General features: G+C 61.6%; 12 protein-coding genes and 1 pseudogene. 5 read left to right on the top strand and 8 right to left on the bottom strand.

The genetic code is table 11. The features are described from left to right. Window positions 1–18: 18 nt before the first annotated feature. Window positions 19–960 (top strand): rhodanese-related sulfurtransferase, encoded by a 942-nt coding sequence (locus FHX09_RS04390; RefSeq protein WP_184449335.1) that lies wholly within the window; start codon window positions 19–21, stop codon window positions 958–960. On the opposite strand, the gene FHX09_RS04385 is transcribed toward FHX09_RS04390, so the two are convergent. The 3 genes from FHX09_RS04385 to FHX09_RS04375 form a co-directional block, all read right to left on the bottom strand. After that, the gene (locus FHX09_RS04385; RefSeq protein ID WP_132589108.1) at window positions 961–3,171 is read right to left on the bottom strand and encodes an EAL domain-containing protein; all 2,211 of its coding nucleotides are present in this window, start codon (window positions 3,169–3,171) and stop codon (window positions 961–963) included. 156 nt (window positions 3,172–3,327) lie between these two features. Beyond that, the gene (locus FHX09_RS04380; protein WP_132589107.1) at window positions 3,328–3,876 is read right to left on the bottom strand and encodes an NADPH-dependent FMN reductase; all 549 of its coding nucleotides are present in this window, start codon (window positions 3,874–3,876) and stop codon (window positions 3,328–3,330) included. Between the two features lie 43 nt (window positions 3,877–3,919). Continuing rightward, window positions 3,920–5,293, bottom strand: a complete 1,374-nt coding sequence (locus FHX09_RS04375; RefSeq protein ID WP_132589106.1) for a GH1 family beta-glucosidase — start codon at window positions 5,291–5,293, stop codon at window positions 3,920–3,922. A 167-nt stretch (window positions 5,294–5,460) separates the two neighbouring features. Here FHX09_RS04375 and FHX09_RS04370 point away from each other — a divergent pair, with 167 nt between their 5' ends. Both FHX09_RS04370 and FHX09_RS04365 read left to right on the top strand, forming a co-directional pair. Next, the gene (locus FHX09_RS04370) at window positions 5,461–6,426 is read left to right on the top strand and encodes an acetylxylan esterase (protein ID WP_132589105.1); all 966 of its coding nucleotides are present in this window, start codon (window positions 5,461–5,463) and stop codon (window positions 6,424–6,426) included. Then, window positions 6,423–7,151, top strand: coding sequence for an alpha/beta hydrolase-fold protein (locus tag FHX09_RS04365; RefSeq protein WP_132589104.1), 729 nt, complete (start codon window positions 6,423–6,425; stop codon window positions 7,149–7,151). Before FHX09_RS04370 ends, FHX09_RS04365 begins: the two co-directional genes overlap by 4 nt. 15 nt (window positions 7,152–7,166) lie before the next feature. Here the strand turns inward: FHX09_RS04365 and FHX09_RS04360 are convergent, their stop codons facing one another. Beyond that, on the bottom strand, window positions 7,167–8,765 hold the full coding sequence (locus tag FHX09_RS04360) for an ABC-F family ATP-binding cassette domain-containing protein (protein ID WP_184449333.1): 1,599 nt from the start codon (window positions 8,763–8,765) through the stop codon (window positions 7,167–7,169). Here FHX09_RS04360 and FHX09_RS04355 point away from each other — a divergent pair. After that, window positions 8,752–9,045 (top strand): hypothetical protein, encoded by a 294-nt coding sequence (locus tag FHX09_RS04355; RefSeq protein ID WP_184449330.1) that lies wholly within the window; start codon window positions 8,752–8,754, stop codon window positions 9,043–9,045. The two genes, FHX09_RS04360 and FHX09_RS04355, sit on opposite strands and share 14 nt — an antisense overlap. 13 nt (window positions 9,046–9,058) lie before the next feature. On the opposite strand, the pseudogene FHX09_RS04350 reads toward FHX09_RS04355, so the two are convergent. The 4 genes and pseudogenes from FHX09_RS04350 to FHX09_RS04330 form a co-directional block, all read right to left on the bottom strand. Next, window positions 9,059–9,276: pseudogene (locus tag FHX09_RS04350) on the bottom strand (transposase); the annotation flags it as partial. A 134-nt stretch (window positions 9,277–9,410) separates the two neighbouring features. Beyond that, on the bottom strand, window positions 9,411–9,794 hold the full coding sequence (locus FHX09_RS04340; protein WP_184449328.1) for a hypothetical protein: 384 nt from the start codon (window positions 9,792–9,794) through the stop codon (window positions 9,411–9,413). A gap of 125 nt (window positions 9,795–9,919) precedes the next feature. Further along, window positions 9,920–11,107 carry a Gfo/Idh/MocA family oxidoreductase gene (locus tag FHX09_RS04335; protein WP_132589101.1) on the bottom strand — a complete coding sequence of 396 codons (1,188 nt, stop codon included), beginning with the start codon at window positions 11,105–11,107 and terminating at the stop codon, window positions 9,920–9,922. A gap of 115 nt (window positions 11,108–11,222) precedes the next feature. Beyond that, window positions 11,223–12,275: a sugar phosphate isomerase/epimerase gene (locus FHX09_RS04330; protein ID WP_183722908.1), complete on the bottom strand. Its 1,053-nt coding sequence runs from the start codon at window positions 12,273–12,275 to the stop codon at window positions 11,223–11,225. A 293-nt stretch (window positions 12,276–12,568) separates the two neighbouring features. Between FHX09_RS04330 and FHX09_RS04325 the strand changes: the two genes are divergently transcribed. Continuing rightward, window positions 12,569–14,344: a tetratricopeptide repeat protein gene (locus FHX09_RS04325; protein WP_184449326.1), complete on the top strand. Its 1,776-nt coding sequence runs from the start codon at window positions 12,569–12,571 to the stop codon at window positions 14,342–14,344. The last annotated feature ends 9 nt before the right edge of the window (window positions 14,345–14,353 follow it).

Here is a 14,353-nt window from a genome sequence, read left to right as displayed (position 1 = left end):
AGCTGTATTTGCAGCCGCATGACAGACACGCTGACCCAATCGACGGCAGCGGCGAGCCCCTTCCTCGTCGCGGCACTTTATCATTTCGTTTCCGTGCCGCGCTTTGAAAGCTTGCGCGAGCCGCTGCAGGCGCTTTGCGAAGAAAACGGCGTGAAGGGGACGCTGCTTCTGGCGCATGAAGGGATCAACGGCACGATCGCCGGACCGGACGCGGGTATCAAGACAGTGCTCGCCTATCTGCGTGCGCAGCCGGAATTTGCCGCTCTCGAGCACAAGGAGAGCCGCGCATCGAAGATGCCCTTCCTGCGCATGAAGGTGAAGCTCAAGAAAGAGATCGTCACCATGGGCGTCGAGAACATCGACCCCAACAAGGTGGTCGGTACCTACGTGGCACCGCAGGACTGGAATGCGCTGATCTCCGATCCGGATACCATCGTCATCGACACGCGCAACGATTACGAGACGGCGATCGGCACTTTTCGCGGCGCGCTTGATCCGCAGACCAAGACCTTCCGCGAGTTTCCAGACTGGGTGCGCAACAATACAGGCCTCCGCAACAAGCCGAGGATTGCCATGTATTGCACCGGCGGCATCCGCTGCGAGAAGGCCACCGCCTTCATGAAGGAACGGGGCTTCGACGAGGTCTACCACCTCAAGGGCGGTATCCTGAAATATCTCGAGGAAATCCCGCAGGAAGAAAGCCTCTGGGACGGCGCCTGCTTCGTCTTCGACGAGCGCGTGTCGGTCGAGCACGGGCTGAAGGAGGGCGAGCACAAGCTTTGCCACGCCTGCCGCAATCCGATCACTGCTGAAGAGACTACTTCACCCCACTACGAGGAAGGCGTCTCCTGCAGCAACTGTTACAGCACGCGCAGTGAGGACGACCGCCTGCGCTACCGCCAAAGACAGCATCAGATCGCACTTGCCAAGAAGCGCGGTCAGAAGCACATCGGAACCTGATCAGGCTGCATTGGTGCGGCGCGTTGTGACCTTCGCCGCGCGCGCCTGCATCAGCCGCTCGGTGATCTGATCGGCCGGCATCGGCCGGCCAAAGAAGTAGCCTTGCAACGTGTCGCAGCCGAAGAGCCGCACCGCAATGCCCTGCTCCTCGGTCTCAATACCCTCGGCCGTGACCGGTATATCGAGCGAGCGGGCCAGCGCCACTGTTGCCTGCAGCATTTCGCGCTGGCTGTCGCTTTCCAGGATATCCATGACCAGCGAGCGGTCGATCTTGATCCGGTCAAAACCGAACTGGCGCAGATAACCGATGGACGAGAAGCCCGAACCGAAGTCATCAAGCGCAATTTTGACACCCAGCGCCTTTAGCCGCTCGATCGCTTGGCGTGTGCGCTGCGGGTTCTGGATCATATAGCCTTCGGTGACTTCCAGCGTCACCCGCTTGGCCTCGATCTCTGTCTGCTTCAAGACGTAGCGGACATAGTCGGCAAAGGCGGGGTTGCGGAATTGCCCCGGAGAAACGTTGACCGAGATACGCAGTTCCGGCCACTGCTTGGCGGTTTCGCAGGCCTTGCGCAGCACGAAAAGCCCTAGCGCCTCGATAAGCCCGCTGGTTTCCGCGACAGGAATGAAGACTTCAGGCGAGACCGGTCCGTGACCCGGTCGGTTCCACCGCACCAATGCCTCGACGCCGGTCATTTCATGGGTCGCCGCATCGATCAGCGGCTGATAGGCGATCTGCAAGTCGCCGCCTTCGATCGCCATGCGCAAATCGAGTTCCAGCGCATTGCGCTCTTCGCGATCGGCGTCCATGGCGGGGTCGTAAAGTGTCATGCGTGCACGGCCAGCTTCCTTGGCCTTATACATGGCAAGGTCGGCCCGGCGCACCAGCTCTTCACGGTCGATCGTGCCACCTTCCGACATCGCGATACCGATGCTCGCGCCGATGACGACGACGCGTCGACCGATCTCCAGCGGCTCGGCCAGGAAATCCAGTATCTGCTCGGAAAGCTGCAGGGCAACCGCCTGTTCGCTCTCGGAAACAAAAGCAATGGCAAACTCGTCGCCGCCGATACGGGCGAGAACGGCGTTCTCCGGAATGAGCACGTTAAGGCCAGCGGCGACCGCGCGGATCAGCTGGTCGCCGGTGCCATGGCCATAAGCGTCGTTGACTTCCTTGAAGCCATCGAGATCGAGATAGAGGATAAGCACGTTGCGACGTGTCTGTGCCGCCTCGTCAACGAAGGCGTCGATTGCCGTTCCAAGCCCGTCGCGGTTCAGCAGGCCACTCAACCGATCACGATTGGCTTCCTCGCGGGCATTGATTTCTTCCGCCTTGAGGCGCCGCAGCGCCAGCCAGCCGATGATGAGCAGAACGACGAAGAACAGGCCGACAAGCCCGAGCGCCTCGACGACCATTGGACGAACTTCGCCATAGCCGATATCGCCGGGAGCCCGCGACATCCAGATAAGCTTTCCAAGGGCAACCGATTGCGCGTCCGAGATTGTCACCGAATAGGGGGCTTCGAAGTTCGGAGCGACCAGTTTCAACCCACCGATAACATAAGTCGCACCAAGCTCGGCGACCTTGTCGGCACTAAGGTGCCGCACGAATATGAGGTAGCGATGTTTTCCGGCCGGCACGTCAAGCGCACCGGATTTCTCGCGAACGAGCGCCACACCGACTGCCGCGATACCGGCCTTGGTGCCAATGAAGCCCGTCGCTTCCGGATTGTTCTGTGGCCCCGCAGCCTTTGCCTTGTTGAAAAGCATCCAGAGCGATGGGGAGAAGAATTCGTCCAGCGAGCCGTCCATCGGCTTGCCTTCCCGGTACGCCATGATCGGTTTCTTCTCATCATCGATGACGATCGCCATGTCGAAGAGGGAGCTGTTGACCGACATTTCGCCGTAGTTGCTGATCGTCCAGGCCATACCATCGGCCGTATAGACGTTCACCGCGGCATCGTCCCAGGCCGCGTAGTCGTTGAGCGTCGCGCCCAACTGCATCTCGAAGGTCTTCAGTGCGCCGGATATGGTTTCCCACGAGCGCTCGTCGTCCAGCACATTCGATCGCTCCGCAACGCGTTCAAGCGCGCTGAGCACCATGACCGTGACAATCGCGACGACAATGGCAAAAGAAAAAAGCACGCCGGCAACGGTCGCATGACGACCGATGCCCGAAATTTTTCTGCCGCCCTCGAAAAATGCCCGCATTCACTGCTCCCCGATCAAGGAAGTCTGCCAGCGAATGGCTCAAAAAACGGTTAAAGGGCGATATAACGATTAATCGTCCACGATTTGGCAAAAGCGTGCGAATAACGCAGACACGCGCATATTTTCTCAATAGTTTCAAAAGCTTGAGAAAACAAGCTAGATCCCGGCGCGATTGATTGCAGCGCAGAATTTTACAAGCGCTGATACAAGAAGACCGCTTTGGACGCTCTCGGCGAGGACGGCGGCCTGTACGTCCTCCGATTTGCCGAGCAACGAGATCGGTAGAAAGGCCTCGTCGACAAGCCGAAACGACATTGTCTTCACGACCTCGGTCAGTTGGTCCAGCGCGAAATCGCCGCGATGCGAGGCATGCGCGATCATCGCGGGCTTGAACGGCACCTCGTCGCGGGAGACCAGCCAATCCAGCGCGTTCTTCAGTCCGCCCGGCAGGCCATGGGCATATTCCGGGCAGGCGATGACGATGCCATCGCACGCACGGACCTTGGCCGCGAATTCTTCAACAACGACAGGCGTGTTCTCGCCCTCGCGATCAGGGTTGAAGATCGGCAGCTCGCCGATGAGCTCGCTGATCTCAATCGAAACGCCTGCCGGCGCATTGTCGCGCAGCGCTTCGAGCAGCCGGCGATTGGTCGAAGCCTTTCGCTGGCTGCCGCAGAGCGCATAGAGGAAGAGCGGCTTTTCCATGCGCCCGGTTTAAGCCACGGCGCCGATTCGCGCCATGCGCTCGTCAGCTGCTCTTGTGGTTGCCCTTCGGGAACTGTGCGGCAAGTTCGCTGTACCACTTGCCACTCTTCTTCACGGTGCGGACCTGGGTGTCATAGTCGACATGCACGAGACCGAAGCGCATGCGATAGCCCTCTGCCCACTCGAAATTGTCCATCAGACTCCAGGCGAAGTAGCCGCGCATCGGATAGCCGTCCTTGATCAGGTCGGCGACGACATCGAGGTGCTCGCTATAGTAGTCGAGGCGCGGCTGGTCATCGACCTCACCGTTTACGACGCCCATGTCGTAGCAGGCGCCGTTCTCCGTGATGTAGCACTCCGGCAGCTCGTAGCGGCGATAGAGATCCTCGACGACGTTCCTCAGGCCGGGCGCGTAGACTTCCCAGCCGATATCGGTCTTCACGTCGCTGGCGCGCGGCGCCTCGACCGTCCAGGGGAAGTCGCCGTTCTTATCAGGATCGTCGGCAACGCGTAGCGGCGTGTAGTAGTTGAGACCCCACCAGTCGAGCTTCTGATTGATGATCCTGAGGTCGCTCTCTTGCACGACCGGCATGCGGTCGCCGAGCGCTTCCAGGAACTCTTTCGGATATTCGCCCATGAAGACCGGATCGAAGAAGGCGCCGTTATGGAACTGGTGCGCGCGTTCGCCCGCCGCCTTGTCGGCTGCGCAGTCAGAGCCCGGCATGACGGACATCGCATTGAGTACGAGCCCGACCGGCACGTTCGGCGCCTCGGCCCGGATCGCCTCGACGCCGAGGCCATGCGCGAGGTTCATATGGTGCATGGCGTGGAGCGCGGCTTGCATGTTGCGCTCGCCCGGCGCATGAATGCCGTAGAGGTGGCCGAGCCAGACGATGCACCACGGCTCGTTGAAGGTCGCGACGCTGTCGAGGCGGTCGCCAAGGCGGGCCACCACGGTCTTGGCGTAGCGCTGGAACGCGTAGGCCGTCGAGCGCGCCGTCCAGCCGCCGTCGCCGGCGAGAAGCAGCGGCAGATCCCAATGGTAGAGCGTTGCGAAGGTCTTGATGCCGCGCGCCTTGCAGCCATCGACGAGACGATCGTAGAAATCGAGCCCCGCCTCGTTCACCGGACCGGTGCCGTCAGGGATGATGCGTGGCCAGGCGATCGAGAAGCGATAGGCTTCGACGCCCATGGACTTGATGAGATCGAGATCCTGATCGAGCCGATTGTAATGATCGCAGGCGACATCGCCGTTGTCGCGGTTGAAGACGCGGCCCGGCATGTTGCAGAAGGCGTCCCAGATGGAAGGCTTGCGGCCGTCTGCCTTGGAAGCGCCCTCGATCTGGAACGCTGCCGTCGCAACGCCAAAGGTGAAATCGCCCGGGAAGCAGGCAGCAAGGGTCTTCGGATCGATCATGGAAATCCCATTCTTTTGGTTTCGAGGGCGGTTTAGCCAAGCGAGCGGGCGTTGTACAGGGTGGAAATGACAGCGCTGTAACGTTTCAGTCGCGCCCTTGCCGCCGTTCCGCGTGCTGCCGATGCCACTGCCTTGCATTACGCGTCTTTTCGCGAAACAACCCTCTCATGAGCATTCCCGCGACACATCCTTTCGCCTTCGACCCCACCTACGGCATGACGCCTGCCGACTTAAAGGCAATCGTCCCGCCGGAGGCGCCGGCGGGCTTCGACGGGTTCTGGCAGGCCCGATACGAAAAGGCGATCGCTACCGACCCGCAGCCGGTGCTCAGAAAGAGCAAGCTGACGCATCCTGACTGGCAGGTTGTCGACATCGCCTACACCTCCACCGGTGGCTTCGAGATCGGCGGCTGGTTGCTTTTGCCGCGCGAACGGCCGGTGCGCCGCGGGCTGGTGGTGGGCCACGGCTACGGCGGTCGCGACGCGCCGGATTTCGACCTGCCGGTCGAGGAGGCGGCCATTCTCTTCCCCTGCTCCCGCGGCCTGTCGCTTAGCGCCCGCCCGCCAATCCCGCTTGATGCGTCTGGCCACGTCCTGCAGGGCATAGACCGTCCGGACACCTACATCATCGGTGGCTGTGTCGATGATCTCTGGCTCGCCGTTTCAACGCTCCTGACGCTCTATCCGTGGCTTGCCGGTCACATCGGTTACAGCGGCATCAGCTTCGGCGGCGGCATCGGTGCACTGGCGATCCCATTCGATCCGCGCATCAGCCGCGGCCACCTCGTCGTCCCAACCTTCGGCGACCGGGAGCAATGGCTGACCCTGCCGACCGTCGGCAGCGCCTTTTCCGTGCAGACCTATCAGAAGACTCATGGAAGCGTGCTTAAGACCCTGCGCATGTTCGACGCGGCAACTGCCGCAAGCCGGATCAAGGTGCCGATGCTGGCAGCCGTCGCCCTCTTCGACCCCGCCGTCGCGCCGCCCTGCCAGTACGCGGTGGCCAACGCCCTGCCGACATCAAAGTATAATGAAACCTTCATATTGGACGCTGGACACTTCGATTATCCTGGAAGCACCGAGCAGAACGCGATTCTGCGTGAGAAAGTCCGAGATTTTTTCAAGGTGTTATGAACCGGGAATATTTGCGCTGGCATAGTCCGCGCCTGCATCGCGAAATGGAGCTACTGGTGTTCGGCCATGCCGGCGCCAAGGTGCTGATGTTTCCGACGCGCGAGGGACGTTTCTGGGAATATGAGAGGCTCGGTCTTGTTGAAAGCCTTGCCGACAAGCTGCAAGCCGGCCAACTGCAACTCTATTGCATCGAGGGGCTGGCCGCAGAGACCTTCTACGGCTACGACCGGCATCCGGCCGAACGCATCCGTCGCCACACGGCCTTCGAAGAGTATATCCTGAATGAAGTCCTGCCGCTCATGGCGTCGAAAAACGGACATGAGTGCACCATCGTGCATGGCTGCAGCCTCGGCGCTTTCCAGGCCGCGAGCCTCGTCTTTCGGCATCCGCACCTGTTCCGCAAGCTCGTCGCCTTTTCCGGCCGCTACGACCTGACGATAGGGGTCGAATCCTTCGGCGATCTGTTTGACGGCTATTACGATGATGCGGTCTATTTCCACACGCCGACGCACTTCCTGCCGGGGCTCCATGGCGGCCGGCAGCTGGCGAAGCTGCGCGAGGTCGAGATTGTCCTGACCATCGGTGACGCCGACCCTTTCCTGGACAACAACTATCACCTCAGCCGTCTGCTTGCGGAAAAGCAGGTCGGCCATCAGCTCCATGTCTGGGAAGGCCGTGCTCACCGGGCAGGTGCCTGGCGCAAGATGGCGGGCCTCTATATTTGACACCGCACTCAGCGCCTAGAGGAGAACCTCTTCGCCAAGCGGAAGCTGAAGCCGCCGAGATATGTCGATATTCTCCAGAAACACCTCGTCGTGACTGACGACAAGCAGCGCACCGTCATAGGCTTGCAGACCCGCCTCCACGGCGGCGAGGGAATCGATGTCGAGATGGTTCGTCGGCTCGTCGAGGATCAGCAGCGGCGGCTTTGCACCGCCAAGCACACAGGCAAGGCCAGCGCGCAGCAACTGCCCGCCAGAGAGCGTCGAAACTTGCTGCAGGGCGGCATCCGCCCGAAACATGAAACGCGCCAGCGCTGCGTGGCAGGCATTCTCATTGGCATCGGGATTGAGATTGCGGAAGTTCTCGCGGATCGACAGTGATCGATCGAGCAGGCTGACACTCTGATCGAACAGCGAAAAGCCGGTCATGACGGCGACCGTGCCTGACCAGGGCTGTAGCGTGCCCGTGATCAGCGCCAGCAGCGTCGTCTTGCCAGAGCCGTTCGGACCGGCGATCGCGACGCGATCGGGGCCGGTCATGGCGAAGGAAAGGTTTCGGATGATCGGCTCGCCCGGCCCATAGCCGGCGGTGACGCCATCCAGCCGCAGAACATCCCTGCCCGGCGGCAGCCCCGTTGGCGCAAGCTGCGCCGAGAAGGGCTGAAGGATCTCGATCCGCTGCCGCGCAGCGGACGCCTCTTCCATCGCCTCCTCACGGCGTCGTTCGCCAAGGCGAACCTTGTTGCCGCTGGTGTTTTCCGCCGCCCGCTTGAGACCACCGGCGACGATACGGGGCATATCGCCCCTTGCCGCCTTCTTGCGGCCGTTGCGATCGCTGCGGGCCTGCCGCTCCGCCGTGACCTGAGCGCTGCGGACCACATCGGCCACGCGCCGCTCCGCATCCGCGAGATCGTGTTCGGCGGCGGCCAGCTCTAAGGCCTTGCGCTCCCGAAAGGCGCTCCAGTTTCCACCGTATCGCCGGGCGCCGAGCGTCGTGATCTCGACGATGGCATCCATGGTCTCGAGCAGTTCCCGATCATGGCTGACGACGATGGTGCCGGCACGCCAGCCGGCAAGCAGTGCGATAACCGCCTCGCGCCCATCCCGGTCGAGATTGTTCGTCGGCTCGTCGAGGATAAGGAAATCAGGGTTGGAGAAGACGAGCGCTGCGAGAGCGGCGCGCGTCCGCTGCCCGCCGGAAAGCGAGGCAAGCAGGGTCTCCGGCTGGGCATCGAGCCCGGCACGCTCGAGTGCTGCAGCGATGCGCGCTTCGACGGTCCAATCTGCCACGGCAATCTCGTCGGCAGTGGCCTCACCGGCCTCGGCTCGACGTAAGATGGCCAAAGCATTGCTGGCGCCGAAGAAGTCGACGACCGTTGCGCCCTCCTCCACCTGCACCGCCTGGCGCAGGATGCCGAGCCGCCCGCCGAAGGCAATGCTGCCGGATTGCGGCTGCAATTCGCCCGCCACAAGCTTGAGCAGCGTCGTCTTGCCAACGCCGTTGCGACCGACGAGACCGGTTCGCTCGGCGCCGAAGCTCAGATCGAGATTGGAAAGAAGGGTCCGCCCGTCAGGCGTGGACCACGAAAGATTGGACAGGGTAATGGATGCAGGCATGGATAAAGGGCTCCCGAATGGCAAGGCGAACTGGCGTTGCGATCGGGGTGAAATCCATTGCTGCACACATCCTGTTGGTATTGGCGATGGCCGCAATCTAGGTGGGCACCACGCCGAAATCAAGGCGGCGGACGACCGAACCGACATCATTGGAGCTGCGCCGGCCAGCAATCAGCGACGATTCGGCCGGATACGGATGAAGACCGGCCGCAACATTTCTATCATATTGAAAACGCTGATAGCGCCGACATCAGAAGTCGTGAATTTGCGATGCTGGTAAGGGGGCAAGCATTTCAGGTTTTGACGGAAGCGTATCCGGCATTGGCGAAGTAATTGCTGCATTCGCGGGGCTCTATGGTTGTGACGAGGTGTCCGACGTGGCGTCAGGTGTCATCGATGGTTCGCTTCTGAGCCAGGCGCATCCAGTGCTTGATTTTGGCGAAAGCCTGTTCAATCGGGTTGAGGTCGGGGAGTATGGCGGCAGGTACCAGAGCCGAGCACCAGCGTTCTTTCTCTATCTGGTTGCAGCCGGCGGCGGCCCCTTCAGCGTTGACGCGCTGACCAAGCGCAAGCAGGCCGCGGCCTAACAAATGCCTGGCTCGAGGCGGCAGATTTGCCGCTTCGAGCCACGATGCCGATAAACGGCTAGGGCTTCTGCGCGCTGTCCTTGAGCTTCACGGCCATCGAGACGGTGCCACGCACGATAATGTCGTTTCGCGAACCACGATTGAGATCCGCGCTGCTCGTGAGGTTAATGATCTGGCAGCTCTCTGCCAGCGTCTGCAGGATGAGATCGCACTGCCCTCCCGCCATCAGGTAGAACCCTTTCTGGGCGGCCTTGATCTGTTCACCGGTTTCCTGCCCGGCCTCGACAGGCACCGACAGGGATACAGTCGTCTGCACGTTCACCATGCCGGGAACACGCTGGCCGGCATAGAAGTTCGGCACGCGATTGGGGACCTCCTGCGACAGCGCCGGAAAAGCCGCGAGCGCAAAGGCGCATGTCAAAACTCTCGAAGAAGCTTTCATCGAACGTCTCTCCATCTGGTTGCACTCATTTCTGCCACAGCATTGTTAAACGACAATGAGCGCACTCCCTAATATTGCAGGAAGCGCGCTCATTAGTTGTATCAGTCAGTCTGGTGGAGTAAAGGTCAGACCTTGACCCAGGCACCGTTCTTCTTCGAGGAAGCAACGCAGGCTTCGACGAAGGCAACTCCCTTCACACCGTCATCTACGGTAGGATAGACAACCGCCTTGTCGACGGCCTTGCCCTTCTTGTGGGCGTTGATCGCATGTGCCGCCTCGGTATAGATCGTCGCGAAGGCTTCGAGGTAGCCTTCCGGATGACCGGACGGGATGCGCGAAACGCGGGCTGCGGCCGGGCCGGAACCGGCGCCGCTACGCGTGATCAGGCGCTTCGGCTCGCCGAACGGCGTGAACCAGAGGTAGTTCGGATCGGCCTGAACCCATTCGAGACCGCCCTTGGTCCCGTAGACGCGGACCTTCAGGCCGTTCTCGTGGCCCGGCGCCACTTGGCTGCACCAGAGCATGCCCTTGGCCGGCTTTTCGCTCCCCTTTGCCTTGAAGCGCAGCATCACGTGGGCGTTGTCGTCCAACCGGCGGCCGGGCACAAAGCTGTCGAGATCGGCGGCAAGGCTGTCGAGTTCGAGGCCGGACACGAAGGAGGCGAGGTTATAGGCATGCGTGCCGATATCGCCGGTCGAACCGCCGGCACCCGACTGCGCCGGGTCGGTGCGCCAGACAGCCTGCTTGGCACCCGTCTGCTCGACGGCTTCCGTCAGCCAGTCCTGCGGATATTCCGCCTGGACGATGCGGATATCGCCCAGCTCGCCAGTGGCGATCATCTCGCGTGCCTGACGAACCATCGGATAGCCGGTGTAGTTGTGAGTCAGGATGAAAAGAGCGCCGCTTTCGTCGGCCACCTTCTTCAGCTTCTTGGCGTCGGCAAGGTTCGAGGTCAGCGGCTTGTCGCAGATGACGTGAATGCCGCGACGCAGGAATTCCTTGGCGGCGTCATAGTGTACATGGTTCGGCGTGACGATCGAAACGGCCTCGATGCCGTTTTTCAGCTTCGCTTCGCGGATCGCCATTTCGCGGTAGCTCGAATAGGTGCGCGACGGATCGAGGCCGAGGTCGCGGCCCGATGCGATCGCCTTCTCGGGCGTCGACGACAGCGCGCCGGCGATCAGGTCGTACTGGTCGTCGATGCGGGCAGCGATGCGATGGACGGCGCCGATGAACGCGCCTGCACCGCCGCCGACCATGCCGAGACGGATGCGCGGTTCTCGCGCCTGTTCTGTGAATGCTTCAATTGTCATTGGTTCCTCCAAAAATGCGTAGGGCAAAAACAGCCCGTTCCTCGGTGGCTGGGGAAGGGAGAACCCCTTCCCGCTGCGTTCCAAGCGGCCCTTCCTGTAGAGAAGGGCCGCGGCCTTAGAGACCGAGCATACGTCGGTTGGCCGCTTGGTCCGTGCCGCCGGCGGCGAAGTCGTCGAATGCCTTTTCCGTGACGCGGATGATGTGCGCCTTGACGAACTCGGCGCCTTCGCGTGCGCCGTCTTCCGGATGCTTCAGCGCGCATTCCCACTCGACCACGGCCCAGCCGTCGAAGTTGTTGGCCGTCATCTTCGAGAAGACCGCGCCGAAATCGACCTGACCGTCGCCGAGCGAGCGGAAGCGGCCGGCGCGTTCCACCCAGCCCTGGTAACCGCCATAGACGCCCTGGCGGCCGGTCGGGTTAAACTCGGCATCCTTGACGTGGAACATCTTGATCCGGTCCTTGTAGATGTCGATGTTCTCGAGATAGTCGAGGCACTGCAGGATGTAGTGCGACGGATCGTAGAGCATGTTGGCGCGCGGATGGTTGCCGACGCGCTCCAGGAACATCTCGTAGGTGATGCCATCGTGCAGGTCTTCGCCGGGATGGATTTCGTAGCAGACGTCGACGCCGTTCTCGTCGGCGTGATCGAGGATCGGCTTCCAGCGGCGGGCAAGCTCGTCGAAGGCGGTTTCGACGAGACCGGCGGGGCGCTGGGGCCACGGATAGACGAACGGCCAAGCGAGCGCGCCGGAGAAGGTCGCATGTGCCTTGATGCCGAGGTGCTTCGAGGCCGTCAGCGCCATCTTGACCTGTTCGACAGCCCATTCCTGACGCGCCTTCGGATTACCGCGCACCTCGGGTGCCGCGAAGCCGTCGAACGCTTCGTCGTAGGCCGGATGCACCGCGACAAGCTGGCCCTGAAGATGGGTGGAAAGCTCGGTGACTTCGACGCCGTTCTGCCGTGCCACGCCGGCGAATTCGTCGCAATAATCCTTCGAGGAAGCCGCCTTCTTAAGGTCGATCAGCTGGCCGGCCCAGGTCGGAACCTGCACGCCCTTGTAACCGATGTCGGCCGCCCATTTGGTGATCGAATCCCACGAGTTGAAAGGCGCGGCATCGCCCGCGAACTGTCCAAGGAACAGGCCTGGGCCCTTGATCGTTTTCATGTCAATTCCTCCCTAAAAGATGACCGTAAACGTTTCTGGTAGAGTTCTAGCACGCGATTTGAAGTCTGCAAGCCGATTTCGGCGAAACTGCAAATTTGCCGGCCGGGCGAAAATCGAAGGCGGCCGACTTAACCACGGCCTGCCTCGAGCCGCAAGATGTACGTACCGCATTTGCCCTTTCCACCACGTCACGCCTATACCATCTGCTTTCGATCCGAGCGCCCCCATCGGGCCTTGCGGCGGTAGACATCACGCCGTGCCGTGCTACTGTCTTTGGACCAGGAGGTTGGCGCATGACGCGGCGTCTGGCAGCGATCTTGGATGCGGATGTTGTCGGCTTCTCCCGGCTGATGGGCTTTGACGAAACCGGCACTTTCGCGACGCTGAAAGCGCACAACGGCGAAGTCATCGTCCCCAGCATTGGCAGGCATCATGGACGCGTCGTCAAATTTGTCGGCGACGGCACGCTGGCGGAATTTGCGAGCGTGGTCGATGCCGTCGGCTGCGCTATGGAAATTCAGAGAGCATTGCTTCAACGCAACGAGGCCATCGAGCCGGATCAACGCATGTTGTGGCGAATTGGCATCCACGTTGATGACGTACTGGTCGAGGACGAGGAGATCTTCGGTGATGGCGTGAACGTCGCCGCAAGCCTGCAGGCGCTGGCGCCGCCGGGCGGAATCTGCGTCTCTCAACAGGTCAACGACCAGATCCGGTCGAAGCTCGACTTCCGGGCAATCGATTTCGGCAACCGCAAGCTCAAGAACATCGAGCGGCCGATCCGCGTCTGGCGGTGGACGACGGAAAGCGAACAGCTTCCATCGCTTGCCGCGCCGAAGGAAGAGGCCGCCCGACCCGTGCGCAATCGCCCCTCGATCGCCGTGCTGCCCTTCAGCAACATGTCGAGCATCGAGGAACAGGAACATTTCTCGGACGGTTTCACGGACGAGCTGATCGCCACGCTGGCCCGCTGTCGCTGGTTGCTGGTCGCCGCCCGCAACTCCTCCTTCAGCTACAAGGGCCGGCAGCCCAATGCGCAGCAGGTGGCGGAGGACCTTGGCGTCAAATACGTGCTCGAAGGCAGCGTGCGCCGCGCGGCCGATCGCGTTCGTATCACCGCGCAATTGCTGAACGGTACGGATGGCACGCTGCTCTGGGCGGAACGCTACGACCGAACGTTGGCCGACATCTTCGAGGTTCAGGACCAGCTCGCTTCTGAGATCACCGGAACGATCGAACCGGAGTTGGGCTCCATCGAGTTCGCCGCCCTTCGTGGCCGCACGGTGTTCGACATGGATGCCTGGGAAATCTACCTGAAGGGACTCTGGCATCTGTACCGGTTCACGCTTGACGAACTGAAGACCGCCAAGGCGCTTTTCGAGCAGGCAATCGGCATTGATCCGACCTTCGCGCAGGCGCAGGCCCGCTTGGCCTACGTTCACATTCAGCTCGGCTGGTATGGCCCTCTCGACGAGCGAGCCGAGCGCATCTGCGAGGCGATCGACCTTGCCGAACGGGCGATCGGACTGGATCAGAAGGAACCCGCCGCGCACCTCGCCTTGGGCAGAGCGCTTGCGCTTGATGGGGCGACGGAGGCGGGAATAGCGCATCTGCGCAACGCCTTGCAGCTGGATCAGAGTTTTGCGCAGGCTCACTTCGCGCTCGGCCAGGTCCTCTGCTACGTCGAGCGCCCCGCGGAAGGCATCGCCGAGATCAAGGAAGCGTTCCGTCTCAGTCCTCGCGATCCGCATCTTTGGACCTTCCATAACATTCTCGCGATCGCGAACTATCAATTGGGCGACATGGCGGAAGCGGCCAAAGCAGCCCGCGCATCGCTCCGCTCACCGAATGCCACCTTCTGGCCGGCGATCGTTCTGGTTGCGACCCTCGGAAGGCAAGGCGAAATAAACGAGGCCCGAGAAGCAATTTCCAGGCTTCATCGTTTCCGGCCGGGTATGAGCTGTGCCGACGCCCGGCGGGAATTCTATTTCGGTGACAATCCTGTGATGACCGAAGGCTTCATCGACCGCTTCATCGCCGATCTCGCCAACGCCGGCCTGCCTGACTAGCAAGTGGCA

This window comes from Rhizobium sp. BK538 (assembly GCF_014197575.1).
GTDB lineage: Bacteria > Pseudomonadota > Alphaproteobacteria > Rhizobiales > Rhizobiaceae > Rhizobium.
Note: the sequence above shows the minus strand (reverse complement) of the source record. Positions and strands in the feature narration are given on the sequence as shown.

Bases quoted from the DNA above. Each gene is read 5' to 3' on its own strand.
- FHX09_RS04375 (WP_132589106.1), bottom strand. From the start codon at position 5,293: ATGATCGATCCGAAGACCCTTGCTGCCTGCTTCCCGGGCGATTTCACC.
- FHX09_RS04355 (WP_184449330.1), top strand. From the start codon at position 8,752: ATGGATGCAGGCATGGATAAAGGGCTCCCGAATGGCAAGGCGAACTGG.
- FHX09_RS04360 (WP_184449333.1), bottom strand. From the start codon at position 8,765: ATGCCTGCATCCATTACCCTGTCCAATCTTTCGTGGTCCACGCCTGAC.
- FHX09_RS04325 (WP_184449326.1), top strand. From the start codon at position 12,569: ATGACGCGGCGTCTGGCAGCGATCTTGGATGCGGATGTTGTCGGCTTC.
- FHX09_RS04380 (WP_132589107.1), bottom strand. From the start codon at position 3,876: ATGGAAAAGCCGCTCTTCCTCTATGCGCTCTGCGGCAGCCAGCGAAAG.
- FHX09_RS04370 (WP_132589105.1), top strand. From the start codon at position 5,461: ATGAGCATTCCCGCGACACATCCTTTCGCCTTCGACCCCACCTACGGC.
- FHX09_RS04335 (WP_132589101.1), bottom strand. From the start codon at position 11,107: ATGACAATTGAAGCATTCACAGAACAGGCGCGAGAACCGCGCATCCGT.
- FHX09_RS04390 (WP_184449335.1), top strand. From the start codon at position 19: ATGACAGACACGCTGACCCAATCGACGGCAGCGGCGAGCCCCTTCCTC.
- FHX09_RS04340 (WP_184449328.1), bottom strand. From the start codon at position 9,794: ATGAAAGCTTCTTCGAGAGTTTTGACATGCGCCTTTGCGCTCGCGGCT.
- FHX09_RS04365 (WP_132589104.1), top strand. From the start codon at position 6,423: ATGAACCGGGAATATTTGCGCTGGCATAGTCCGCGCCTGCATCGCGAA.
- FHX09_RS04330 (WP_183722908.1), bottom strand. From the start codon at position 12,275: ATGAAAACGATCAAGGGCCCAGGCCTGTTCCTTGGACAGTTCGCGGGC.
- FHX09_RS04385 (WP_132589108.1), bottom strand. From the start codon at position 3,171: ATGCGGGCATTTTTCGAGGGCGGCAGAAAAATTTCGGGCATCGGTCGT.